The organism is Thiomicrolovo sp. ZZH C-3 (assembly GCF_054862725.1).
Map to the genome: position 1 here is coordinate 72,984 of NZ_JBTKXX010000001.1, position 21,089 is coordinate 94,072.

Annotated in this window: 21 protein-coding genes; 13 read left to right on the forward strand and 8 right to left on the reverse strand. The window is 61.1% G+C overall.

The window, feature by feature from the left end; genetic code table 11:
* Nucleotides 1–46: 46 nt before the first annotated feature.
* From ACXWTF_RS00375 to ACXWTF_RS00415, 9 genes are all read left to right on the forward strand, one after another.
* On the forward strand, nt 47–757 hold the full coding sequence (locus tag ACXWTF_RS00375) for a YebC/PmpR family DNA-binding transcriptional regulator (protein ID WP_461713068.1): 711 nt from the start codon (nt 47–49) through the stop codon (nt 755–757).
* A 176-nt stretch (nt 758–933) separates the two neighbouring features.
* Entirely contained in the window at nt 934–2,424 is a 1,491-nt protein-coding gene (pyk, locus tag ACXWTF_RS00380) for a pyruvate kinase (RefSeq protein WP_461713069.1), read from the forward strand.
* A gap of 15 nt (nt 2,425–2,439) precedes the next feature.
* Nucleotides 2,440–3,906 (forward strand): glucose-6-phosphate dehydrogenase, encoded by a 1,467-nt coding sequence (zwf, locus tag ACXWTF_RS00385; protein ID WP_461713070.1) that lies wholly within the window; start codon nt 2,440–2,442, stop codon nt 3,904–3,906.
* On the forward strand, nt 3,893–4,588 hold the full coding sequence (gene pgl / locus ACXWTF_RS00390) for a 6-phosphogluconolactonase (protein WP_461713071.1): 696 nt from the start codon (nt 3,893–3,895) through the stop codon (nt 4,586–4,588). Before zwf ends, pgl begins: the two co-directional genes overlap by 14 nt.
* A 9-nt stretch (nt 4,589–4,597) precedes the next feature.
* A complete protein-coding gene (edd, locus tag ACXWTF_RS00395) occupies nt 4,598–6,430 on the forward strand; it encodes a phosphogluconate dehydratase (RefSeq protein WP_461713072.1) in 1,833 nt (610 codons plus the stop codon).
* Complete coding sequence (eda, locus tag ACXWTF_RS00400; RefSeq protein WP_461713073.1) at nt 6,427–7,062, forward strand: bifunctional 4-hydroxy-2-oxoglutarate aldolase/2-dehydro-3-deoxy-phosphogluconate aldolase; 636 nt, start codon at nt 6,427–6,429, stop codon at nt 7,060–7,062. The genes edd and eda overlap by 4 nt, the downstream gene beginning before the upstream one ends.
* Nucleotides 7,063–7,400: 338 nt before the next feature.
* Entirely contained in the window at nt 7,401–7,667 is a 267-nt protein-coding gene (locus tag ACXWTF_RS00405; RefSeq protein ID WP_461713074.1) for a hypothetical protein, read from the forward strand.
* A gap of 42 nt (nt 7,668–7,709) precedes the next feature.
* Entirely contained in the window at nt 7,710–8,189 is a 480-nt protein-coding gene (locus ACXWTF_RS00410) for an MOSC domain-containing protein (RefSeq protein ID WP_461713075.1), read from the forward strand.
* A complete protein-coding gene (locus tag ACXWTF_RS00415) occupies nt 8,176–8,427 on the forward strand; it encodes a hypothetical protein (RefSeq protein ID WP_461713076.1) in 252 nt (83 codons plus the stop codon). The genes ACXWTF_RS00410 and ACXWTF_RS00415 overlap by 14 nt, the downstream gene beginning before the upstream one ends.
* Nucleotides 8,428–8,459: 32 nt before the next feature.
* Here the strand turns inward: ACXWTF_RS00415 and ACXWTF_RS00420 are convergent, their stop codons facing one another.
* Together ACXWTF_RS00420 and ACXWTF_RS00425 are read right to left on the reverse strand one after the other, a co-directional pair.
* Nucleotides 8,460–9,656, reverse strand: a complete 1,197-nt coding sequence (locus tag ACXWTF_RS00420; RefSeq protein ID WP_461713077.1) for an OmpP1/FadL family transporter — start codon at nt 9,654–9,656, stop codon at nt 8,460–8,462.
* Nucleotides 9,657–9,961: 305 nt separating this feature from the next.
* On the reverse strand, nt 9,962–10,978 hold the full coding sequence (locus ACXWTF_RS00425) for a flavin monoamine oxidase family protein (RefSeq protein WP_461713078.1): 1,017 nt from the start codon (nt 10,976–10,978) through the stop codon (nt 9,962–9,964).
* Between the two features lie 326 nt (nt 10,979–11,304).
* Between ACXWTF_RS00425 and ACXWTF_RS00430 the strand changes: the two genes are divergently transcribed.
* The 3 genes from ACXWTF_RS00430 to proB all read left to right on the forward strand — a co-directional run bounded on the left by ACXWTF_RS00430 (nt 11,305) and on the right by proB (nt 14,379).
* Nucleotides 11,305–11,643: a ferredoxin-thioredoxin reductase catalytic domain-containing protein gene (locus ACXWTF_RS00430; RefSeq protein ID WP_461713079.1), complete on the forward strand. Its 339-nt coding sequence runs from the start codon at nt 11,305–11,307 to the stop codon at nt 11,641–11,643.
* A gap of 87 nt (nt 11,644–11,730) precedes the next feature.
* On the forward strand, nt 11,731–13,524 hold the full coding sequence (gene recQ / locus ACXWTF_RS00435; RefSeq protein WP_461713080.1) for a DNA helicase RecQ: 1,794 nt from the start codon (nt 11,731–11,733) through the stop codon (nt 13,522–13,524).
* Nucleotides 13,525–13,617: 93 nt separating this feature from the next.
* Nucleotides 13,618–14,379 carry a glutamate 5-kinase gene (gene proB / locus ACXWTF_RS00440; RefSeq protein ID WP_461713081.1) on the forward strand — a complete coding sequence of 254 codons (762 nt, stop codon included), beginning with the start codon at nt 13,618–13,620 and terminating at the stop codon, nt 14,377–14,379.
* Here the strand turns inward: proB and ACXWTF_RS00445 are convergent.
* From ACXWTF_RS00445 to selD, 4 genes are read right to left on the reverse strand one after another with little or no spacing between them, the layout of a single operon-like run.
* Entirely contained in the window at nt 14,366–15,076 is a 711-nt protein-coding gene (locus ACXWTF_RS00445; protein ID WP_461713082.1) for a DUF429 domain-containing protein, read from the reverse strand. The genes proB and ACXWTF_RS00445 overlap by 14 nt on opposite strands.
* Nucleotides 15,067–15,714, reverse strand: coding sequence for a uracil-DNA glycosylase (locus tag ACXWTF_RS00450; protein WP_461713083.1), 648 nt, complete (start codon nt 15,712–15,714; stop codon nt 15,067–15,069). Before ACXWTF_RS00450 ends, ACXWTF_RS00445 begins: the two co-directional genes overlap by 10 nt.
* Nucleotides 15,686–16,837: a tRNA 2-selenouridine(34) synthase MnmH gene (gene mnmH / locus ACXWTF_RS00455; protein WP_461713084.1), complete on the reverse strand. Its 1,152-nt coding sequence runs from the start codon at nt 16,835–16,837 to the stop codon at nt 15,686–15,688. The genes ACXWTF_RS00450 and mnmH overlap by 29 nt, the downstream gene beginning before the upstream one ends.
* Nucleotides 16,827–17,858: a selenide, water dikinase SelD gene (gene selD / locus ACXWTF_RS00460; RefSeq protein ID WP_461713085.1), complete on the reverse strand. Its 1,032-nt coding sequence runs from the start codon at nt 17,856–17,858 to the stop codon at nt 16,827–16,829. Before selD ends, mnmH begins: the two co-directional genes overlap by 11 nt.
* A 93-nt stretch (nt 17,859–17,951) precedes the next feature.
* Between selD and ACXWTF_RS00465 the strand changes: the two genes are divergently transcribed.
* Nucleotides 17,952–18,431, forward strand: coding sequence for an HAD family hydrolase (locus ACXWTF_RS00465; RefSeq protein WP_461713086.1), 480 nt, complete (start codon nt 17,952–17,954; stop codon nt 18,429–18,431).
* Nucleotides 18,432–18,435: 4 nt separating this feature from the next.
* Here ACXWTF_RS00465 and ACXWTF_RS00470 read toward each other — a convergent pair whose 3' ends face one another.
* Both ACXWTF_RS00470 and ACXWTF_RS00475 read right to left on the reverse strand, forming a co-directional pair.
* Nucleotides 18,436–20,259, reverse strand: coding sequence for a mechanosensitive ion channel domain-containing protein (locus ACXWTF_RS00470; RefSeq protein ID WP_461713087.1), 1,824 nt, complete (start codon nt 20,257–20,259; stop codon nt 18,436–18,438).
* Between the two features lie 13 nt (nt 20,260–20,272).
* Nucleotides 20,273–21,073 carry a CorA family divalent cation transporter gene (locus ACXWTF_RS00475; protein ID WP_461713088.1) on the reverse strand — a complete coding sequence of 267 codons (801 nt, stop codon included), beginning with the start codon at nt 21,071–21,073 and terminating at the stop codon, nt 20,273–20,275.
* Nucleotides 21,074–21,089: the final 16 nt, after the last annotated feature.

The window sequence follows — 21,089 nt, forward strand, 5'->3', positions numbered from 1 at the left end:
TATAATTGCGGAAACAAAAGGGGAGACCCCCTGTAAAGAGGATACGATGGGTAGAGCGTTCGAATACCGCCGCGCGGCGAAAGAGAAGCGCTGGGGCAACATGTCCCGGATTTTTCCGAAACTGGCCAAAACGATCACGATGGCGGCCAAAGCGGGGGGACCGGACCCCGATATGAACCCGCAGCTGCGTCTGGCGATCCAGACGGCCAAAGCGCAGAACATGCCCAAGGACAACATCGAAGCGGCGATCAAACGTGCCAGCGGGAAAGACGCCGCCGATATCGCCGAGGTCAATTTTGAAGGCAAGGGGCCGCACGGCGCGCTGATCTTCGTCGAGTGCGCGACGGACAACAACAACCGTACCGTCGCCAATGTGCGCAGCTATTTCAACAAAAGCGGCGGCGAACTGCTCAAAACCGGCTCGCTCGAGTTTATGTTCGACCGCAAAGCGGTCTTCGAATTTGAAAAAACGGACGCGATGGACCTGGAGGAGATGGAGCTCGAGCTGATCGATGCCGGCCTTGAAGAGCTGGACGAAAACGAGGGCACCGTCTACGTCAACGGCGACTATACCAGTTTCGGTTCGCTCCAGGAAGCCCTGGAGGGGATGGGGATCGAAGTGAAGAAGGCCTCACTGCAGCGCCTTCCGAACAACCCGCAAAGCTTCACCGAGGAGCAGATGGAAGAGGTCGAGAAGCTCATCGACAAACTCGAAGAGGACGATGACGTCCAGGCCGTTTATACGAACATCGAATAACCTCCCGGCGGGGCCCCAGCTGCCTCCCCGCTGACCACCTACTGCCTTTTTTGTAATCATTCTGCTACTGCACCACGATATGATTTTGGTTATCATAGCTCCAAGAATGCCATCTCCGGCCTACAGACCGGGGACGTGTTTTGACGCAACGTCCGGAAGGACTCGGAAGGATTGCGATGAAAAAACATACCAAGATTCTGGCGACGGTCGGTCCGGCGTGCGAGGATGTCGATACCCTGGAACGGATGATCCTTGCGGGGGTCAATGTTTTCCGTCTCAACTTCAGCCACGGGACCCATGCCTACCACGAAGCCAATCTCAAACGCATTTACGAAGCGGCGGGCCGCTGCGGGCTGATCGTCGGGGTACTGCAGGATATCAGCGGACCGAAGGTGCGTATCGGCACTATCGACGGCATCGTGGAGCTCTCCCCCGGCGACAGGATCGAGTTTACGCCCGAAGAGGTTGAAGGTGTTTTTACCGAACCGGGCTGCCTCCGCCTCAGCCTCAACCACCCGGAACTGCTGGCCAAGGTCAAAGCGGGCGAGGCGATCTACCTGGCGGACGGCTCTCTGCGCACCATTGTCGTTTCGACGGGTGACAGCGTCGTCTGCGAAGTGCAGAACAGCGGGAAACTCAGCTCCCGCAAGGGGGTCAACTTCCCGCATACCCCCCTGGGGCTGGAGGTCCTGACGCCGAAGGACCGGGAAGATATCGCCTGGGGGGTCAGGAACGGGGTCGATTTCATGGCGATCTCCTTCGTGCAGACGGCGAAGGACATGGAGGACGTGCGGGACGAGGTGGAGCGCCACGGCGGCAAGACCCAGCTGATCGCAAAGATCGAGAAGTTCGACGCTGTCGAAAACATCGACGCGATCCTCGAAGCCAGCGACGGGCTGATGGTGGCGCGGGGCGACCTGGGCATCGAGGTCCCTTTCTACAGGGTACCGACGCTGCAGAAGATGCTGATCCGCAAAGCCAACGAAAAAAGCAAACCCGTCATCACCGCGACGCAGATGCTTCTCTCCATGACCCATGCCGAACGGGCAACGCGGGCGGAGATCAGCGACGTCGCCAACGCCGTGCTCGACGGCACCGACTGCGTGATGCTCTCCGAGGAGAGTGCCGTCGGCGCCTACCCGATCAAAGCGGTGGAAACGATGACGGAGACGATCCGCGAGACGGAGAAGATCTACCCCTACCACAAGTTCGCGCAGTTCGAATGCTTTGACGAGATGGACGTCATCGACGAATCGGCGGTCCTGCTGTCGCAGAAGATCGATGCCAAAGCCATTATCGCACTGACCGCCTCGGGACAGTCGGCGAAAAAACTGGCCCGCTACCGCCCCGAGAACCCTATTTTGGCCGTCATGCACAGCGACCGCGTTGCGCGGATACTCACCCTGGTATGGGGGGTGGTCCCGGCGTTCCTGACCCGGACGACGAGCGTGGACAAGATGCTCATCGAAGTGGTGCAGAGCGGCCTGGCGCGGCAGGTGCTGAGCCGCCATGCCATGTACATTGTGACCGCGGGCGACCCCATCGGCGTACCCGGTACGACGAACGCCATCCGCATTTTGCGGGAGAACGAGATGGAGTATTTCGCTTCGGCGGCGCTTAAAAAGCGCTCCAAAAAGATGCCGGAAGGTTCCGCAACCCTCTTTTAATAAAGGACGACAGTTATGAGTGAAACCGCCAATGTTTGTGATATTGTTATTTTCGGAGGGCATGGGGACCTCTCTTTGCGCAAGCTTATTCCCGCCCTTTACCACCTCTGCGGGGACGGCTACGTCGCACCGACGAGCCGTATTATCGCTACGAGCCGCCACGACGTGTCGCGGGAGGAGCATCTCGCCCTGGTCAAGGAGAAACTGAAGCTTTTCGTGAAAGAGGAGTGTTTCGAAGAGGCGCGCTGGGAAAGCTTTTCACAGCAGCTGGAGGTCGTCACCGTCGACCTCGGGGTGGAGGAGAGCTATGCCGCCCTCGCCACGATGCTCGGCGAATACCCCGACCGCGACCGCGTCAACTACCTCTCGACGGCCCCCACCTTCTTCGGGCCGATCTGCAAGGCCCTCAACCACTGGGAGCTGATCACGCCTGAGAGCCGCGTTGTGCTGGAGAAGCCGATCGGACGGGACCTGGCCTCGTCGCAGGAGATCAACGACGAGGTCGCGCTCTATTTCGAAGAGCAGGCGATCTTCCGGATCGACCACTACCTCGGCAAGGATACGGTCCAGAACATCCTTGCCCTGCGCTTTTCGAACATGCTGTTCATGCCGCTGTGGAACGGCCAGGATATCGACCATATCCAGATTACGGCGGCCGAGAGCGTCGGTCTGGAAGGGCGCCACAGCTACTACGAGGATTACGGCGCTTTCCGGGACATGATCCAGAACCACCTGATGCAGCTGCTCTGCCTCGTGGCGATGGAGCCGCCCTGTTCGCTTGAAGCCGACAGCATCCGCGACGAGAAGGTGAAGGTGCTGCGATCGCTCCGCCCCTTCGCCTCCGGAGACGTGAGCGAGAAAACGGTCCGGGGCCGTTACACGGCGGGGGTGATCAACGCCGAGAAGGTTCCCGGCTACCTCGAAGAGGGTGTTGCCCCCGAATCGACCACCGAGACCTTCGCCGCGGTGCGCGTCGACGTGGACAACTGGCGCTGGCAGGGGGTGCCCTTTTACCTGCGCACCGGCAAGCGGATGAGCAAGCGTTATACGGAGATCGTCGTGCAGTTCAAGGAGGTGCCGTACCAGATCTTCGCGAACAAGGGGCGCTGTATCTCCCCCAACCGGCTGGTGATCATGCTGCAGCCCGAAGAGAGCATCAAGCTCAAGATCATGACGAAGATCCCGGGCCTCTCCGAGCAGATGCACCTGCGGGAGATGGCGCTCGATCTGAACATCCCCGAAAACGCCCCGCGCACCCCCGAGGCGTACGAACGCCTGCTGCTCGACGTCATCCGCAACAACGCGACGCTCTTTATGCGGCGCGATGAGGTCGAAGCGGCGTGGAAATGGGCGGATCCGATTCTCGAAGAGTGGGAAGGGGGCGCAGTCGGCCTCAAGAGCTATGCCGCCGGGACCGACGGACCGACGGCGGCCATCGCGATGATCGAGCGTGACGGCAGGAGCTGGTATGAAGAGCACTGAGAACGTTTTTCACATCTACGATTCGCTCCCGACGCTGCACAAGACCCTCGCCTACAAGGTGGCACGGGACCTCGACGCGGCCATCGCCGCCAAGGGGAGCGCGTCGCTGCTGCTCTCGGGCGGGAATACGCCCCGTCCCTTCCTGGTACAGCTTGCCGCCGAAAGTGTCGACTGGAGCAAGGTGACGGTGGGGCTCGTGGACGAGCGCTGGGTCGACCCGGAATCGGGGGCCAGCAACGAGAACCTGGTCCGCAGTGAACTGCTTGCCAACGGGGCGGAGGCGGCGATCTTCGCCGGCATGTTCCGCCCGGACGAGACGGCCGCGGAGGCGGTTGCCGAGGTTTCGGCCGCTTACAAGGCGTTTTTCCCCTTTGACGTCGTGGTGCTCGGGATGGGAAGCGACGGCCATACCGCCTCGCTCTTTCCCGGCCGGCCCGAGCTGCAGCCGCTGCTGAGCGACCCCGTGCTCTGCGGGGCGGCCGAGGCCCCGGTGGATCCGAAAGAACGGATGTCGCTTTCGCTGCATGCCATCGCCTCCGCCGCGCACTGTTACCTGCACATCGAGGGCGGGGCGAAACTGGCCGTCTACGAAGCGGCCCTCGACGGCGATGATGTGGCTATAATGCCTGTTCGCGCCGTGCTGAACCACCCTGACATCGCACTGGAAGTCTTTTACGCATAGGAGGAGATCATGCATCCTGTTATTCTTGAAGTGACCGAGCGGATCCGTAAGCGATCCCTCCCGACCCGCGAGCGCTACCTGCAGCGGATCGACGCCGCACACCACGCACACCGGGCAAACCGTGAAGTCCTGGGGTGCAGCAACCTGGCTCACGCCATGGCGGCGGAGTCCGAGGATGAAAAGCGCAAGCTGGCGGGGACGGTGACACCCCACATCGGGATCGTCACCGCCTACAACGATATGCTCTCCGCGCACCAGCCTTTCGCAACCTACCCCCCGCTGATCAAGCGGGCCCTGATGGATGTCGGCGCGACGGCACAGGTGGCCGGCGGGGTCCCGGCGATGTGTGACGGGGTGACCCAGTCGCAGCCGGGAATGGAGCTTTCGCTCTTCAGCCGCGACACCATCGCGATGGCGACGGGCATCGCCCTGTCGCACAACGTCTTCGACGGTGCACTTTACCTCGGTGTCTGCGACAAGATCGTGCCGGGGCTGCTCATCGGGGCATTGACCTTCGGGCACCTGCCCGCCGTTTTCGTCCCCGCGGGACCGATGCCCTCGGGGATCAGCAACGCCGAAAAGGCGCTCGTGCGCCAGGAGTACGCCCAGGGAAAGGTCGGAAAAGACGCCCTGCTGCGCACCGAGGCCGCTTCGTACCACAGCAGCGGGACCTGTACCTTTTACGGCACGGCTAACTCCAACCAGATGCTGATGGAGATCATGGGGCTGCACATCCCCGGCAGCGCCTTTGTCAACACCAATACCCCGCTGCGTGAAGCGCTGACGGCGGCGGCGGCGCAGCGGGCGGCGGCATTGACCCAGCTTGGGGATAATTATCTGCCCGTGGGGCGGATGATCGACGAGCGCAGTTTCGTCAACGCCGTCATCGGCCTGATGGCGACGGGGGGGTCGACGAACCACACCCTCCACCTCATTGCCATGGCGAAGGCGGCGGGAATCGTGCTCACTTGGGACGATTTCGACGCGCTCTCCGCCGTGACGCCTCTGCTTTGCAAGATGTACCCCAACGGTCAGGCGGACGTCAACCATTTCCGCGATGCGGGCGGCATGGGGCTCGTCATCCGTGAACTCCTCGATGCGGGGCTGCTGCATGAGGAGGTGCAGACCGTGATGGGGCCGGGGCTGCGCCGCTACACGGAAGCGCCGCTGCTCGACGCGGGGGAGCTGGCCTTTGTGCCCGCACCGGAGGCGTCGCGCAACCCCGACGTCGTTTCGACGGTGGAGGAGCCCTTCTCCCATGAAGGGGGACTGGCACTGCTGGAGGGGAATCTCGGCCGCAGCGTCATCAAGATCTCCGCGCTCAAACCGGAATTGATGCATATTGAGGGGGAAGCGCGGGTCTTCGACTCCCAGGAGGCGCTGCAGAGCGCCTTTAAAGCGGGGGAGCTCGAACGCGACTTCATTGCCGTCGTCCGTTTCCAGGGGCCCGGGGCCAACGGCATGCCGGAGCTGCACGGCCTGATGCCGCCGCTGGGGGTGCTGCAGGACAAGGGGTATAAGGTCGCCATCGTCACCGACGGCCGGATGTCGGGGGCGTCGGGCAAGGTGCCCTCTGCCATCCATATGACCCCTGAAGCGGCCCACGGCGGTCTGCTGGCCAAAGTGCGCGACGGGGACCGTATGGTGCTCGATGTGCACGAGAAGAAGCTGGAGCTGCTGGTCGACGCGGCGGAACTGGCTGCGAGGGAGCCCGCGTCGCCGTCGCTTCTGCACAACCGCCACGGCATGGGGCGGGAGCTCTTCGCCCTGATGCGCCAAAACGTCGGCAGCGCGGAAGAGGGGGCGACGATCTTCGACGCCGTCGGAGAGGAGCGGGCATGACAGCAGCAGAACTTTTTACCATCTCGCCGGTCGTACCGGTGGTCGTACTCGAAAAAGTGGAAGATGCCGTCCCGCTGGCCGAAGCGCTGCTCGAAGGCGGTGTCGGTATTATGGAAGTCACCCTGCGCAGCGACGCGGCGCTGGCCTCCATCGAAGCGATTGCCAAAGCGGTGCCGCAGATGCATGTCGGTGCGGGGACCGTTATCGATGCCAGCGGACTGTTACGGGTCCGCGAGGCGGGCGGCCGGTTTTCGTTCAGTCCCGGCATCAGCCCGGCATTGCTGGAAACGAGCGCGGCGGAGGGGATCGCTTTTATCCCCGGCGTCGCGACGGCGAGCGAGGTGATGATGGCGATCAACGCCGGCATCACGGGCTGCAAACTCTTCCCCGCCACCGCCGTCGGGGGTATCGAACTGCTTAAGGGTTTCGCCGGGCCTTTCCCGCAGATGCGTTTCTGCCCCACGGGCGGCGTCAGCCTCTCCAATATGAACGACTTTCTCGCCCTGCCGAACGTCGCGTGCGTCGGCGGCAGCTGGATCGTCCCCAAAGCGGCCGTGGGGGCAGGGGAGTTCGGAAAGATCACGGCGCTGTGCAAAACGGCCCTTAGTGCAGTCTCCGAAGCGGGGTGTTGAAGCGGGGAATAAAAAAGTGCGGGTCGTGTCTCTGCTCCATTGTATTTCTTGCATCACCCGCAAAGCGACGGGAAAAAGTCAGTATTAGTAATATCTATACGTTATCCTTTCTTTGTTTATTAGATTAACAAATATTAACCTTCGAAAGCCATCCTGTTTTTCCTCCCCGGTGTATCTAACAGTAACAATATTGAAATTGTGAATAGGAGTGATGAAATTTAGCGCAGTTTTTATGGGGCTAAAACATGAATATTTGTAATAATTATGTGACAAGGCTGAAACGCTGCCGCGTCGGTGGCGCAGTAGACTTACGCATTTTATCATTAAGGAATTATCAGATGTTCATCACGTCAAAAGAGGTTGAAACCGTCATTGGAAAAGAGCTGTCGGACCGCCTGTGCGAATGGCTGCGCACGAGTTCGCCGATCAGCTGCATTGTCGAGCAGGATTCGGAAGACACCATACGGTTCAACGTAGACGAGGCTATGGATTTTTCCAAGATCAAGATGCACAGTGATGCGCTCAAGCGCGAGTTTTTTCCCCATATCGCCAAGCTGAAACAGTACATGGTCAGTACGCCGGCGCGCCCGGACCTCTCCGCGTAACCCTTTCCTTCCATCCGCCCCCGCTAGGGTATGATTTCATTTATGAATGAACGAAGCGGCAGGGTGGTCTCCCTGATTATCGGTCCCGAAGCAAAAACAGCGCTTGAAAGCGTCTCCTCCGTTACCGCCGTCGCGGGCAGGGGGCTTGTCGGCGACCGCTACTATTTCGGCCGCGGCAGCTTCAACGCGCCCCAGTTCGACCCGAGTGTGCGGGAGGTGACGCTGATCGCCGCCGAAGCGATCGCCGAGTGCAACCGGCGGCTCGGTACCACCCTTCTGCCTGCCGATTTTAGGCGTAACATCGTCACGGAGGGGATCGACCTCACCGCACTCAAAGGCAGACGGTTCCGTATCGGGGAGGTGACGCTGCGGTGGGTGCGGAGCGCACCGCCGTGCCGTTATCTTTCACGGCTGCTTGGCGAGGAGATGATGGCGGGTCTCAAGGGCATAGGCGGTATCCGTGCCGTGATTGAAATAGGCGGGACGATCAACGAAGGAGATATGGTTCATGTCCTACCGTGAAAAACTGCGTGCTTTCCCCGACGGGGCGCATGAAGTGCTCTATGGGGGGAAGCGCTGGCTTATGCGCAAAGAGACGCACCTGCAGGGCAGGCTCATCAAACTCTACGCCGAGGCGCTCGGGGGCAGCGACTTCGTAAGCCTGAACTACTATGAAACGGCCTCGGCCCCGTTGCTCAAACCCTGCGAGATGCCCGCGGAGAAGGTGATCGCCTTTATCGAGAACGCCACGTTGCCGTAAGCGCGCTGCCGGGAGGCTTTTTGCGGCGGGGATTAGAAGGCGTAGGTCACCTGTATGCTGACGCTCGACTGGCTGTGTTTCGAGCCGATTTCGTAAGGGCCTGAGATATTGGCGGAGGTGAACCGTTCCTCCGTTTCCGGCGCATAGGCGAAGGCGACATCGCACGCGAGCGTCTCATTGAAGTGATAGGTCCCCCCCACAGTGAAGTGCTGTTCCACCGTGGCCGGGAAGCCGAGCAGGTTGAACATGTTCAGTGCCGCGCCGCCGTTGCTCATCCAGTCAAGCTCTTTGATCGGGCTCTTCGCGTAGTTGTATCCTGCTCTGAGCTGCCCCAGTTCGGAGGTGAACTGATACCCGATCATAAAGACGTCCTGATCTTTCCAGCCGAAATCTTTGTACCCTTTGGCGTCGCTCCAGGCGATGCGCTTATAGTCGAACGCCGCGGTATGGCCGCCGACGGTGTAGGAGAGGCCCGCACCGTATTCGGCCGGCTGCTCCAGCTCGGAAGAGATGCCGGTAACGCCCGCGGAGGCGAACGGCGCCGTGGCATTCGTCAGCTGGTCTTTGTAATCCATGGTGATGGCGGATTTGTAGACGAGGCCCAGCTTGGCACCCTGCACGCCGGCTTCGCCGAGGTCGTATGACGCCCCCAGGGTGTAGCCCAGCGCGATATCCTGGGCGATCCCCGACCCGACGGTGCTCCCGTTGTTATAGTTGATATCCAACGCCCCGTACTGGACGATCGCCGTCACACCGACGCTCACTCCGTGGGAGGTATATGCCAGCGGGACCCCGAACTGCATCAGCTGCAGGTTCGTGACCATCTGCATCGTTGTCCCGGAGGTGTCTTCGCGGTAGTCGGTTCCCATACCCCCGGTCCCCCACATCCCGACGCCGAGGTAGACGTTGTCATTGATCTTGGCCGCGATCGATACTTCCGGAATGACATTAAAGTCGGCATCGCTCTGCCGGTAACCGGCCCCGCCGTCATATTTGACATCCGGCATGAAGATGGTGCCGCCAAAAGAGATCTCCGTAGCCGGGACTTCGGTAATCATCGCGGGGTTGGCCAGCGCCGATTCCGCCCCGTGGCCGAGCCCGATGCCGATACCGCCCATGCCGCGTGCTTTGGCCCCGAGACCGATCAGATGGTCGCCGTTGGTCGCCCATGTGGAAGTTGCCCCGAGGGCCGCGACGGCTGCCAGTGCCAAACGAAATGATGTTTTCATATGTTCTCCTGAAAAAGGTTATAAAAAATTCAAAAAAAGCGCAGGCCTGCCCGTGACACTTTTTTATTGCATAATAGTCTATTGGTGGAGTAAAATGAATGGGTAATTATGTGAATAATTTGCATATTTCTATAAAAAATGGAATTTCCGGGGAGAAAGTGGGTTTAATTGAAATGGGGTTTAAAAAATATAATTTTTGAAAAAAACAAGGTTTTTTACAGACATGTTTCTGCGTTGTTACATGGGTGAGACCAAATCGTTGGCGCAGGGGATGGATGCCGGCCGTTTCTCTGGACGGTCGCCGGTCAGGCCTCCAGCAGGGTTTTGGCCAGCCGCATCGCGGCGATGACGGCACCCTCGAGGTAGCCACCCTCCTCATGGGAGGTCTCCGTCCCGCAGAAGCGTACGCGTTCCGAGGCGGCCGCTTCCATCCCGTAACGGGGGTGGGCGTCGAGGGGCTCGCGGTCGGCAGGGATGGAGGTATAGGGGTCGCTGCGCCAGTTGTGATAGCGGAAAACCTCATACCCGCGTGCCTCGTCCCCGAAAAGACGGGCGAGCTGTTCGATGACACGTTCGGGCTGGGCATCGTCGGCGGAACGGGTATGGTAAAAGCCGAAAAGCGCCCCCTTGTTCTGGCTTGAAGCGTCATGGACTTCGGAGAGGGGGCCGCGGTGGCTGGTGGCAAATCCGCTGAGCCCCCGCGCACGCCAGAAGGGTTCGGCATAGGTGACGATACACTTGGAAGCGAAGCCCATCCAGGTCGGGATGGCGAGCATCTTTTCACGCACCGGCGCTGCCAGCGGGGGTTCGAAGGCAATGGTATCGGCACAGAGGCGCGGGGGGAGGGTGACGATGCAGTGTGCGGCGTGCAGTGATTCTTTTTCGGTGTGGACGGTGACGCCATCGTTGTCCGAGACGATCGTGTGTACGGGGCTCTCCAGCCTGATGTCGACGTTTGTGAGGCGCCCGGCCAGGGAGGAGGTCAGCTTGCCTGCACCCCCTTCGATCCTGTAGGAGGGGGCGTTTTGCCCGGTGCGGAAATACTGTACGCCCTCGGGGGCGTCATAGGCGAAGGCGCCCTGATCATAGTGGCGGAAGAGGGTAAGCCCCAGGGCATCGATGAGGTGCCGTATGTGGTGCTGGTGGGGCCAGACCCAGGTCGGCCCGAGGTCGAAACGCTCCCCCGCCTCCTCGACGGTGAGGATCCTGCCGCCGATGCGCGGCCGCGCTTCGAGCAGGGTGACGCGGTAGCGTCCCTGCAGCAGATAGGCCAGCAGCAGACCGTTCAGGCCCGCCCCTACGATAATGATTTCCGGTTTCATAGCGACAGTATATTCCCTTTCGGTTCAACCCAAACGTGTAAATGATTTCTGCTTCGAAAGCTTTATGTTGGCATCATTTTTGCGTCGCATGTGTGCACAAAGCGTTCCGTATCGCCCTTTCCGTTAAGCAAAATTTCGCCGCCGCGGAGGGCGTTCGGCGTGCCAAAAAAGGGTTTCGGCGCCGGCGGGGTATTTCAAACGGTGACACATCAACCTTACGGATTCCCGATTCGGGAAAAGGGTTTCTTGCCTTTAAGTCGCGTCCCTCTATACTTGTGGGAACCAAAAACGGGGGTTATACGCCCCGAAACAACAAGGAACCGATGATGCAGATGGTCGATATGAGTTCACCGGAGTTCCTCGCCGAACTCGAGAAAACGAAAAAATTTACCGATAAAGTCAACGCCCAGTTCGGATGGGTCTACAACCCTAATCATGACGTCAACGAGGGGGTCCTGATGGGGCTGGCCCGTCACAAGATGCTCTACGGGAAGCGCTTCTGTCCCTGTTTCATGGTTCTCGAAGACGAGAACGGCAAACACAAAAGCGCCGACGACCGCATCTGCCCCTGCAAACCCGCCATTGAGCATGAAGTCCCCGAAGAGGGCAAATGCCACTGCGGTATCTTCTGTAGTCCCGAATACGCCTCCACCCACGATATGTAAGGTCTCATCCGCGCTCTGCGGATGACACTGCTGCCGCTTTTTTCACGTTGCCGCCGCGATTTGGCTATGATGTGAAAAAGTTTTGCCATGCCCGATCACACTACCGATAAATATTCCGTCCTTAAAGACCGTTTCGGCCATAACGCTTTCCGCCCGCTGCAGGAGGAGGCCGTCGATGCCATCCTCGCCGGCCGCGACCTGTTGATGATCCTGCCGACCGGCGGCGGAAAATCGCTCTCTTACCAGCTGCCCGCCCTGCTGATGGAGGGGACGACCGTCGTCATCTCCCCGCTGCTCGCCCTCATGCATGACCAGGTCCAGAGCCTGAAAGCCCAGGGGATGCGCGCGGAGATGCTCTCCTCGATGCAGACGGCGGAGGAGAGCGGCGAGATCGTACGGCGGCTTTACGCCGGGGAGATCGACTTCCTCTACCTCTCCCCCGAACGCCTCAACACGGAGGGGATGCGCAACATCCTTTCCTCGATAAGGCTCAATTACTTCGTTATCGACGAGGCGCACTGTATCAGCGAGTGGGGGCACGAGTTCCGCGCCGATTACCGCGCCCTTTCCATGCTGCGGGACTACTTCCCCGGGATCGCCATCGCCGCATTTACCGCGACGGCGACGGCGCACGTGCGCGATGACATCCTGCGCCAGCTGCGCCTGAACGACCCCAAACTCCTGCAGGGGCAGATCTACCGCGACAATCTCCAGATCACCGTCCGGCACCGCATCAAGGACGGGTACGATCAGCTCCGCGATTTCCTCGACGACCACAAAGAGGAGAGCGGGATCGTCTACGCGTTTTCACGCAAGAGCGTCGAGGCCGTCGCGCACTTTCTCCGGCAGAAAGGGTATGCCGCCGCCGCGTACCACGCCGGGATGCCGACAGAGCAGCGCAACGCCGTCTTTCACGATTTTGTTCATGACCGGGTCCGGATCATCGTCGCGACGATCGCGTTTGGGATGGGCATTGACAAGAGCAATATCCGTTACGTTTTTCACATGAGCCTCCCCAAGACCGTTGAGAACTACTACCAGGAGATCGGCCGGGCGGGGCGTGACGGCGACCATGCCGACGTCGTCATGCTCTTCGGGGCCCAGGACCTGATCCAGCAGAAGCGGTTCGTCGAGATGAACGAGGACGAGCAGTACAAGGCGCACCTGATGCAGAAGCTCGGCGCCGTGCACCGCTACGCCTCGGCCGAGACCTGCCGCCACCAGCAGCTCGCCGAGTATTTCGGTGACCGCATCGCCCCCTGCGGAACGCACTGCGACAACTGCCTGGAGCCCGAGTACGACAGGCGCGATATCACGACCGAGGCGCAGATGCTCCTCTCCTGCGTTTACCGCACGGGGCAGCGGTTCGGCAAAAGCTACCTCGTCGACGTCCTGCGCGGCTCGCGGGAGCAGAAGGTGCTCGCCAACGGCCATGACGAGCTCTCCGTCTACGGGGTCGGCGAGGCCCTGAACAAAAAGCAGTGGCTCGTGCTGATCGACCGGATGCTCGAGATAGGCGCCGTGGACCTCAACGCGCACCACGGCCTCTTTTTGACCCGGGAGGGTCTGGCCGTGCTCAAAGGCGAGGTGCCGGTCCTCATCCGTGCCGACCGTCTCAACGTCCGGGCCAAGACCGTCAACAAGGCGGCGCCGGAAAGTTTCGACTACGATACGGAGCTGTTCGAGGCGCTGCGGGCGCTGCGGTTCGAGATCGCCCAGGAACACGGGGTGCCGCCCTATGTCGTCTTCGGGGACAAGACCCTCAAGGAGATGGCGGCTATGCGGCCGCAGACGAAGGCGCAGATGCTCGAAGTGGGCGGCGTCGGCGAGGTGAAATTCGAGCGCTACGGGGCGCAGTTTCTGCTGTTGCTGCAGAGCTGATTTTGCATTTTTTACGATTTTCTGCTACTTTAGAGCCTTTGAGCCATTCAAACAGTGTGCTAACATGAACAAAAACGCTATAGAAAGAGGACAATGAAACGTATCGTACTCAAAGTCGGGACCGCCGTACTGACTGAAAACAACAATATCGCGAAGGAGCGGATGCTCAACCTCGTCTCCTTTATCGCCGAGTTGAAAAAAACGTATGATGTCGTTCTGGTCAGTTCGGGCGCCGTGGCGGCGGGTTACTCCGCCCTCAAACTCGACAAGCGCAAGCAGATCGGCAAGAAGGCGCTGGCCGCGGCGGGCCAGCCCATTTTGATGACCAGCTATAAAAAGAAGTTCGATATCTACGACATCGACACGGCCCAGATCCTTCTGACCGAGGATGATTTCGACTCCCGCAAACGCACGCGGATGTTCCAGGAGATCATCGACGCCCACCTTCAAAACGACATCCTGCCCATTGTCAACGAGAACGACATCACCTCGACGCCCGACCAGCTTTTCGGAGATAATGACCAGCTCTCCGCCAACGTCGCCTTTGCGATCGGGGCGGAACAGCTGATCATTCTCAGCGATATCGAGGGGTATTACGACATGAACCCCAAAGAAAACGCGGATGCGCAGCTGCGCAAAAAGGTCACGCTGCTCACCCCCGGCGAGCTGCTCGACGACGCATCGCCCAACAGCTTTTTTGCGACGGGCGGTATCGTGACCAAACTGAAAGCCGCCGATTTCGTGATGCAGCGCGGCATCGACATGTTTTTGTGTAACGGCTTCGACCTCACCGCCGCGCGCAACTACCTGCTCGACGGCGAACAGACCTCGGGCACCCTTTTTACGACGGAGTAACTTTTTCTCCCCCCGGCGGCGGTGTCAGCAGCACCCCGCACTCTGCATCCCCGAACTGCAGCGATTCCCTCATGGTCGCGTCATAGAGCGTATAGGCGCAGACGAGGCTGTCGAGAAAATCCTCCTCGGCTTTGAGGGCTTTTCCGCGGAGCGTACCCAGAGATGTTTTAAGGCTGTTTGGCAGGGTTATAACTTCACACAGGACCGTTTGCAGCCTGGCCATCGCCTGCAGACGTTCGGCTCTGGGTGCGGATGCTTTGTAGCGCAGCACTTTTCCTGCATTGAAACGTACCAGAATCGTGGCGTGGGGATAGACCTCGAAAAGGGTGCCGTTTTCAAAAGCGATCCCCTCCGCCTGGAGCCCTTCATAGAGGGTAAACCCCGCATAACGTTTAAAACGTTTTTCAAACAGCTGCGTGTTGACGGCGTGCATCCCGAGTCCGTAGCGGGCAAAGGTTTTGAGGAACTGCCGCTCGTTGGGCCGGTGTCCGGTGGCGTTGGGGATGATCATCGGGGCGTCGACGCCGACGCGGCATCCCGGATAGGCACGGACGATGTCGAGGATCGCTTCGACCGTGTCGGCATAACGGTAGGCGACGAACCGGGCCTCTGCATCGATGACGGCCACGCCGCTGGGGTTGCCCTCCGCCCAGGCGAGGTCGATGCCGATATAAAAGGGTGCAGGCGTCAGCGGCATGCGAGCAGTGCGTCCATCCCGGCAACAAAAGCGGGTTTGCCGCCCCGGGCGGGGTGGCGGACCTTGATATGGGGGATCTGTAGCCGTTTCAGGGCCTCTTCCGCGCTGTTGCCGACGGCGACGACCGTGGTCACGGAGGGAAAAAGCTCCAGCAGACGGCGCAGGAAGGGGGCCGCGCTCTCGATCTCTTTGTTTGTCGGCTTGCGGTTGGAGTCGGGACTGCCCGCGGCATGGGGGTGAAAACAGAAGGCGTTCCAGCAGAGTGCGGCGGTACGGTGGCGCTGCAGCACTTCCCAGACGGTCCCCGCGCTCTGTTCCCGGGTGTAGGGGGGCCTGGCGACGCGGTAGCCGTGCCGCGCCGTAAAGAGGAGGCCGTCAAGTACGCCTTCGGCGACGAGGGCTTCGGAGCTGAAGGGGATACCCGTCAGACGGCAGCCGTTGTAGCCCGGGGCTTCGCCGACGAGCAGCAGGGCGGGTTCCAGGGCGCGCAGCTGCTGCAGATAGCACTGCAGGTTGTGCCGCTGAGTGTTGGTGCGTTTTGCGGCATAGAAGTTGGCGACGTTCGCGCCGACGGCGGTGTCCTGGAGGCGTTTGCCGAAGCGTGTGATGTCAGCGTCGATCTTCACGGCTGCGGACATAGTCGATCACCTCGCCGGCGTTGCCGCGGAAGAGGACGGGGATGGGGCTTTTGGCGATCTGGTAGTCATACATGGGGTCGTAGTAGTCGCGCAGCAGCATCCTGATCCACGGTTTGTGCTGCTCGGTCTCCCCGCTGCGGAGCTGTTCAGCGAAAGCGCCGGCAAAGAGCTGTTTGATCTGCCGGAAACGCTCATCGCCGAGGCGCCGTTTGATCCGGTCTATCCCCGCGTTGGCGTCGTCGAACCAGTGCCGTTCCGGCTGCTCGGCGAACATGATCCGGTACTCTTCCAGGGCGTGGGTGACGTATTCGTCGAAGGTGATATCTACCCGCTCGTCCATCGTGGCGGTCAGGAGGATGAGCCCCCCTTCGAGGAAGTTGTCATAGACCGGTTTGGGGATGTAGACCCGCCCGACGTTATGGCTCTCGTGTTCGATGACGAGGTTGCGGTGGTGCGCTGCCTCATGGCGGATCAGGGCATAGGCGAGGCGGTCTTCAAAGTTGATCTGGGAGGGCTGGGGCGTGATGTGCCGCCCGAAGGAGGAGCCGCGGTGGTTGGCGAGCGCTTCGAGGTCGACGGCGTTTGCCAGTTGGTGGATCAGCAGGGTTTTGCCCGTCCCGGTACGGCCGCTGATAATGAGGGTGTCGGCCTCTGCGCTGATGCGTTCGCTCTCCGCCATCAGAAAATTCCGGAAAGCCTTGTACCCCCCCTTGAGGCGGGGCAGGGAGACCCCCGCCTCTTCCAGCCACGCCTGGGCGATCTGGGAGCGCTGGCCGCCCCGGAAGCAGTAGAGCCAGGCGTCGGGGTGCGCCTTGACAAAGTCAGCCCAGGCTTCAATGCGTTCATGCTTGTGCGGTCCGACGAGCTGTTTGCCCAGGGCCACGGCCTCCGCATTGCCGGCTTCTTTGTAGCGGATGCCGATCAGATGGCGCTCCTCGTCGGTCATCAGCGGCAGGTTGACGGCGCCGGGGAAGGCGCCCTTTTCGAATTCGACGGGGGCCCGCACGTCGATGAGGGGGCGTCCCTCCAGGACGATACTGCGGAAGGCGTCGGTGAGGGGGAGGTTCTTGCGTTTGATCGCCTCGATCTCGTCGAGGAAGCCGATCGGGAGGTCAGACGACATCGATGACGTTTGTGCCGCGTTCGACGGTTTCGCCGATGCTTTCGAGGTGCAGTCCCTCTGCTTCGGCGAGGGCCAGGAAGTCGGCGACGGCCTCTTTGCGCACGGCGCAGAGCAGCCCGCCGGAGGTCTGGGCGTCGCAGAGGATATCCTGCTGCTCCGGGGTCATCGGGCCGATCTTGTGGCCGTAGCTCTGGAAGTTGCGGCGGGTACCGCCCGGGACGCACTCCATGGCGAGGTACGCCTTGACCTTCGGCAGCAGCGGTACATCGTCAAAGCGGACGATAGCACCGATGCCGCTCCCCTCACACATCTCGGCCAGGTGCCCCAGCAGCCCGAAGCCGGTGACGTCGGTGACGGCGGTGACCCCTTCCATATGGGCGATGGCGGCGCCGATGGCGTTGAGCGTCGTCATCGCCTCGACGGCCGGGTCGATGTCCCCTTCGGCGATCTTGCCCTGCTTCTGTGCGGTGGTGAGGATCCCGATGCCGATCGGCTTGGTCAGGAAGAGTTCGCAGCCCGCTTCGGCCCCGTTGTTACGCTTGAGGTGCTCGTTGTCGACGATCCCGGTGACAGCCAGCCCGAAGATGGGTTCGGGGGAGTCGATACTGTGCCCTCCGGCGAGGGGGATACCCGCCGCTTCGCAGACGGAACGCCCCCCTTCGATCACCTCGCGGGCGACTTCGTCAGGCAGTTTGGCGATGGGCCAGCCGAAGATGGAGATGGCCATCAGCGGTTTGCCGCCCATGGCGTAGATGTCGCTGATGGCGTTGGTCGCCGCGATGCGCCCGAAGGTGAAGGGGTCGTCGACGATGGGCATGAAGAAGTCCGTCGTGGAGAGGACGGATGTGCCGTTGCCCAGGTCAAAGGCCGCCGCGTCATCGTTGCTGGCGTTGCCCACCAGCAGGGCGGGGTAGCTGATGTTTTCGCGGGCGCTCTGGAGGATATTGTCAAGCTGCTTGGGAGAGATCTTGCAGCCGCAGCCGGCGCCGTGGCTGTATTGGGTCAGTCGGATGTCATCCATGCGTGGCCTTTTCGCTTTTTCCGAATCATAGTCCTCTTTCGATAAGAACGCACTTTAGAGGCCTCATGGTATGATGCTGCAAAAGGAACGCTTATGCCGAATGAAACCGTCATTGACATCCCCCACTACGCGACGCTGCAGCTGCGCCACGTCGTTCTCGATTATAACGGGACGCTCGCCCTGGACGGGGCGCTGACACCGGAGGCGGCCGCGCTGCTGGGGCCGCTCTGCGCGCGTTACGACGTGCATGTCATCACCTCCGACACCTTCGGGACCGTGGCCAAAGCGCTGGAGGCGTTTGACGCCACCGTCAAGGTGCTGCACAGCAGCGACCACACGGGGGAGAAAGCGGCGTATATCTGGGAGCTCGGCGCCCCGCACTGCGCGGCGGTCGGCAACGGCGGTAACGATGCGCAGATGCTCAAAGCGGCGGGGCTCGGCATCGCCCTCGTCGGGGACGAGGGGTGCGCCACGGCGACCCTGATGGCGAGCGATATCGTCTGCAAGCAGATCGGCGAGGCGCTGGGGCTGCTGCTCAACGACAAGCGCCTGATCGCGACCCTGCGCCGCTGACGCGCTACAGACCGTCCCTGGGCAGCTGTTTGACGTAGAGGTCGAGCTGCGGGAAGGGGATCTGGATGCCGTGTTTGTTCAGGGCGTTGTAGATCAGGATAAGGAAGTCCGAACGCAGCGCGCTGGGGCGGTTCTTGTTGGCCCACTCCACCCAGACGATCAGCTCGAAATCGACACTGCTGCTGTTCATATTGACCATCCAGACCTCGGGCTGTTTTTCGGGATCGTGCCGGATGTAGGTGAGGCTGCTCTCTTTCAGCTCTTCAAGCACCGCCTTTTTCACCGCATCGACCTCCGTGCCGTAGGCGACGCCGAAGGGGATGTGGATGCGCCGGGTCGCATCCTCGAGGGTCCAGTTGATGACGTTGTTCTGGATGAAAGAGGAGTTGGGGACGACGATGTCGATGTTGTCGAAGGTCTTGACCGTCGTGGAGCGGATGCGCATGTCGGTGACGCGTCCGCGCAGGACGTCGCTGATCTCGATGGTGTCCCCGATGCGGATCGTACGCTCGAACATCAGAATGATCCCCGCGATAAAGTTGGAGACGACCGTCTGCAGCCCGAAACCGACCCCGATGGAGAGGGCGCCGGCGATAAGGGAGATCGAGGTCATGTCGATGCCGAGGCTTCCCATGGCGATGATAACGGCAATGAAGACGATGAGGTAGTAGCCGATGTTCGACGCCAGGCGCATCGACATCTGGCTCATGTCCGGCCAGCGCCGTGCCAGTCGCGCGATCCAACGCTTGTAGAACGCGCCCAGGAAGAAGCCTGCGACCAGGATCGTCAGCGCCTTGATGAGGCTGAGGATGCTGATGGGGCGTTCGTTAAAGATGAAGAGCGGGGCGGTCAGGGTATCGCCGGCGCGCTGCAGCAGCGCTTTCGTTTCGTGGAGGGTGTCGCCGACGACAAGGGCCGTTACCCCGAAGTGCGCCTTGGCGAGCGCGCGCAGCTGCGCATTCTGGGCGCGGAAAAGGCTGCGTACCTCCCCGGAGAGCCGCGCGGCGTCTTCATCCATGGTATCGAGCAGGGTGAAAAAAGGTTCGTTCTTCGCTTCGATGAGCATGCACAGCGCCAGTTTGGCGGCCGATTCCAGCTTGGCCTGCAGCGCTTTGCTGTACTCCTTACCCGCTTTCTCCAGGGCCGCGGTCAGGCGTGCACTGTCTGCGTTCTCCTCCAGTTCGGCCCCTTCCAGGGCGATTTCGGCGGCGAGCTTGCGCTGCAGGCTTTTGTCGATTTCATGCCCGGCCGCTTCCACCGTTGATGGCAGGTCGGCATCCGTGCAGCGGATCTCTTTGAGCCGTTTTGAGAGGGTGTCGGCCACGGCTTTGCCGTAGCGTTCGAGGCGCTCCCGCCTCGTTTCGAGATTCTGCTGCTGGACCTTGTAGTAGGCGAACTGGAGCTGGTAGGCGCGCAGTTGAAACTTCGCCTCGGCGGTGAGCTGTTCGATCGTCTGCTTCAAGAAGGTGAGCTTGGACTGGATGTCGCGCAGTTTGCGATCCGTACTCTCTTGCTTGACGGAGGCCAGGGCCGCCGCCGACAGGGCCGCATACCCCTGCTCCAGCGTCGGGCCGGTTTGTGACAGGAGGGCTTCGGGCTTCTCTTCGGGTGCGGGGGTCTGGGTTGCTGCACGGCGCAGCCGCTCCAGTTCGGCCCGCTCCGCGTCGGCCTGGGTGGGGGTCAGGCTCCCTGCGGCCTGTGCCGCATCGATCTGGAGGCGCAGGGCCTTGTAGAGGGCAGGTTTGTCGCTGCTCTCATAGAGGGTGGCGTTGACGTCGGCGGCCTGAAGGGTGCCCAACAGCAGGAAAATCAGTAGCAGTATGCGCATTGTCGGGCTCCTGTCAATGGTGTTGCGTGACCCGCCGCCGGTGCCACAGCAGCAGTCCGACCGATGTCACCAGCAAGAGGGAGGCCATCAGGATAACGGCATTCACGGTACCGGAAGGGGTGTCCGCAAAAGGGAGCCCGCCCGTATTCATCCCGAAGAAGCCGACGACAAGATTGAGGGGCAGGAAGATCGCCGAGATAACGGTGAGCAGGTAGATCAGCCGGTTCATCTTCTCGTTGGTGCGGGCGTTGTGGAAGTTGTAGATGTAATCGAGCTTGGAGAGTTGGTGCAGCGCGGCACGCAAGAGGCGGTCGGTGTGCTCGTGCAGGTCGGCGTAGTGGTCGACGGGGAAGCGTTCCAGCGGTTCGTAATGCTCTGTCACCTCCGCAAGGACGACGGTGGTGCGCGCCAGTACCCGTTCGATCCGGAGGATATCGCGCTTCAGTCCCAGCCACTGGGTCATGAAATCGGCCTCGGCCCTGTCCGCGTAGAGCCGCTCTTCCATGTCCGCGACACGCTCCTGGTAGCTGCCGAATCCTTTGAGCAGGCGGTCGATCATCGGGTCGATGATGCGGTGGGGCCCTTCAAAACGGCTCTCCAGCGTTTCAAAGTTGTTATGCGCCCTGTCGAACCGGTAGCTGCCCGCCGGGGTCAGGATGAAACCGGTCGAGACGATCTGGACGCCGTTGCCGATCACCGGCAGGCGCACAATCAGCATATCGTAGTCGGGGTTTTCGTCGAACAAGGAGGGGTGGTGTTCGTTGCGGAGGTCTTCAAGGTGCAGCGGGTTGATCTTGACACTGATGCCGTCCATGGCCGGTTCCTGGGTT

Excerpts from the sequence above, each read along its gene's own strand:
- ACXWTF_RS00375 (WP_461713068.1), top strand. The coding sequence starts at position 47 with ATGGGTAGAGCGTTCGAATACCGCCGCGCGGCGAAAGAGAAGCGCTGG.
- pyk (WP_461713069.1), top strand. The coding sequence starts at position 934 with ATGAAAAAACATACCAAGATTCTGGCGACGGTCGGTCCGGCGTGCGAG.
- zwf (WP_461713070.1), top strand. The coding sequence starts at position 2,440 with ATGAGTGAAACCGCCAATGTTTGTGATATTGTTATTTTCGGAGGGCAT.
- pgl (WP_461713071.1), top strand. The coding sequence starts at position 3,893 with ATGAAGAGCACTGAGAACGTTTTTCACATCTACGATTCGCTCCCGACG.
- edd (WP_461713072.1), top strand. The coding sequence starts at position 4,598 with ATGCATCCTGTTATTCTTGAAGTGACCGAGCGGATCCGTAAGCGATCC.
- eda (WP_461713073.1), top strand. The coding sequence starts at position 6,427 with ATGACAGCAGCAGAACTTTTTACCATCTCGCCGGTCGTACCGGTGGTC.
- ACXWTF_RS00405 (WP_461713074.1), top strand. The coding sequence starts at position 7,401 with ATGTTCATCACGTCAAAAGAGGTTGAAACCGTCATTGGAAAAGAGCTG.
- ACXWTF_RS00410 (WP_461713075.1), top strand. The coding sequence starts at position 7,710 with ATGAATGAACGAAGCGGCAGGGTGGTCTCCCTGATTATCGGTCCCGAA.
- ACXWTF_RS00415 (WP_461713076.1), top strand. The coding sequence starts at position 8,176 with ATGTCCTACCGTGAAAAACTGCGTGCTTTCCCCGACGGGGCGCATGAA.
- ACXWTF_RS00420 (WP_461713077.1), bottom strand. The coding sequence starts at position 9,656 with ATGAAAACATCATTTCGTTTGGCACTGGCAGCCGTCGCGGCCCTCGGG.
- ACXWTF_RS00425 (WP_461713078.1), bottom strand. The coding sequence starts at position 10,978 with ATGAAACCGGAAATCATTATCGTAGGGGCGGGCCTGAACGGTCTGCTG.
- ACXWTF_RS00430 (WP_461713079.1), top strand. The coding sequence starts at position 11,305 with ATGCAGATGGTCGATATGAGTTCACCGGAGTTCCTCGCCGAACTCGAG.
- recQ (WP_461713080.1), top strand. The coding sequence starts at position 11,731 with ATGCCCGATCACACTACCGATAAATATTCCGTCCTTAAAGACCGTTTC.
- proB (WP_461713081.1), top strand. The coding sequence starts at position 13,618 with ATGAAACGTATCGTACTCAAAGTCGGGACCGCCGTACTGACTGAAAAC.
- ACXWTF_RS00445 (WP_461713082.1), bottom strand. The coding sequence starts at position 15,076 with ATGCCGCTGACGCCTGCACCCTTTTATATCGGCATCGACCTCGCCTGG.
- ACXWTF_RS00450 (WP_461713083.1), bottom strand. The coding sequence starts at position 15,714 with ATGTCCGCAGCCGTGAAGATCGACGCTGACATCACACGCTTCGGCAAA.
- mnmH (WP_461713084.1), bottom strand. The coding sequence starts at position 16,837 with ATGTCGTCTGACCTCCCGATCGGCTTCCTCGACGAGATCGAGGCGATC.
- selD (WP_461713085.1), bottom strand. The coding sequence starts at position 17,858 with ATGGATGACATCCGACTGACCCAATACAGCCACGGCGCCGGCTGCGGC.
- ACXWTF_RS00465 (WP_461713086.1), top strand. The coding sequence starts at position 17,952 with ATGCCGAATGAAACCGTCATTGACATCCCCCACTACGCGACGCTGCAG.
- ACXWTF_RS00470 (WP_461713087.1), bottom strand. The coding sequence starts at position 20,259 with ATGCGCATACTGCTACTGATTTTCCTGCTGTTGGGCACCCTTCAGGCC.
- ACXWTF_RS00475 (WP_461713088.1), bottom strand. The coding sequence starts at position 21,073 with ATGGACGGCATCAGTGTCAAGATCAACCCGCTGCACCTTGAAGACCTC.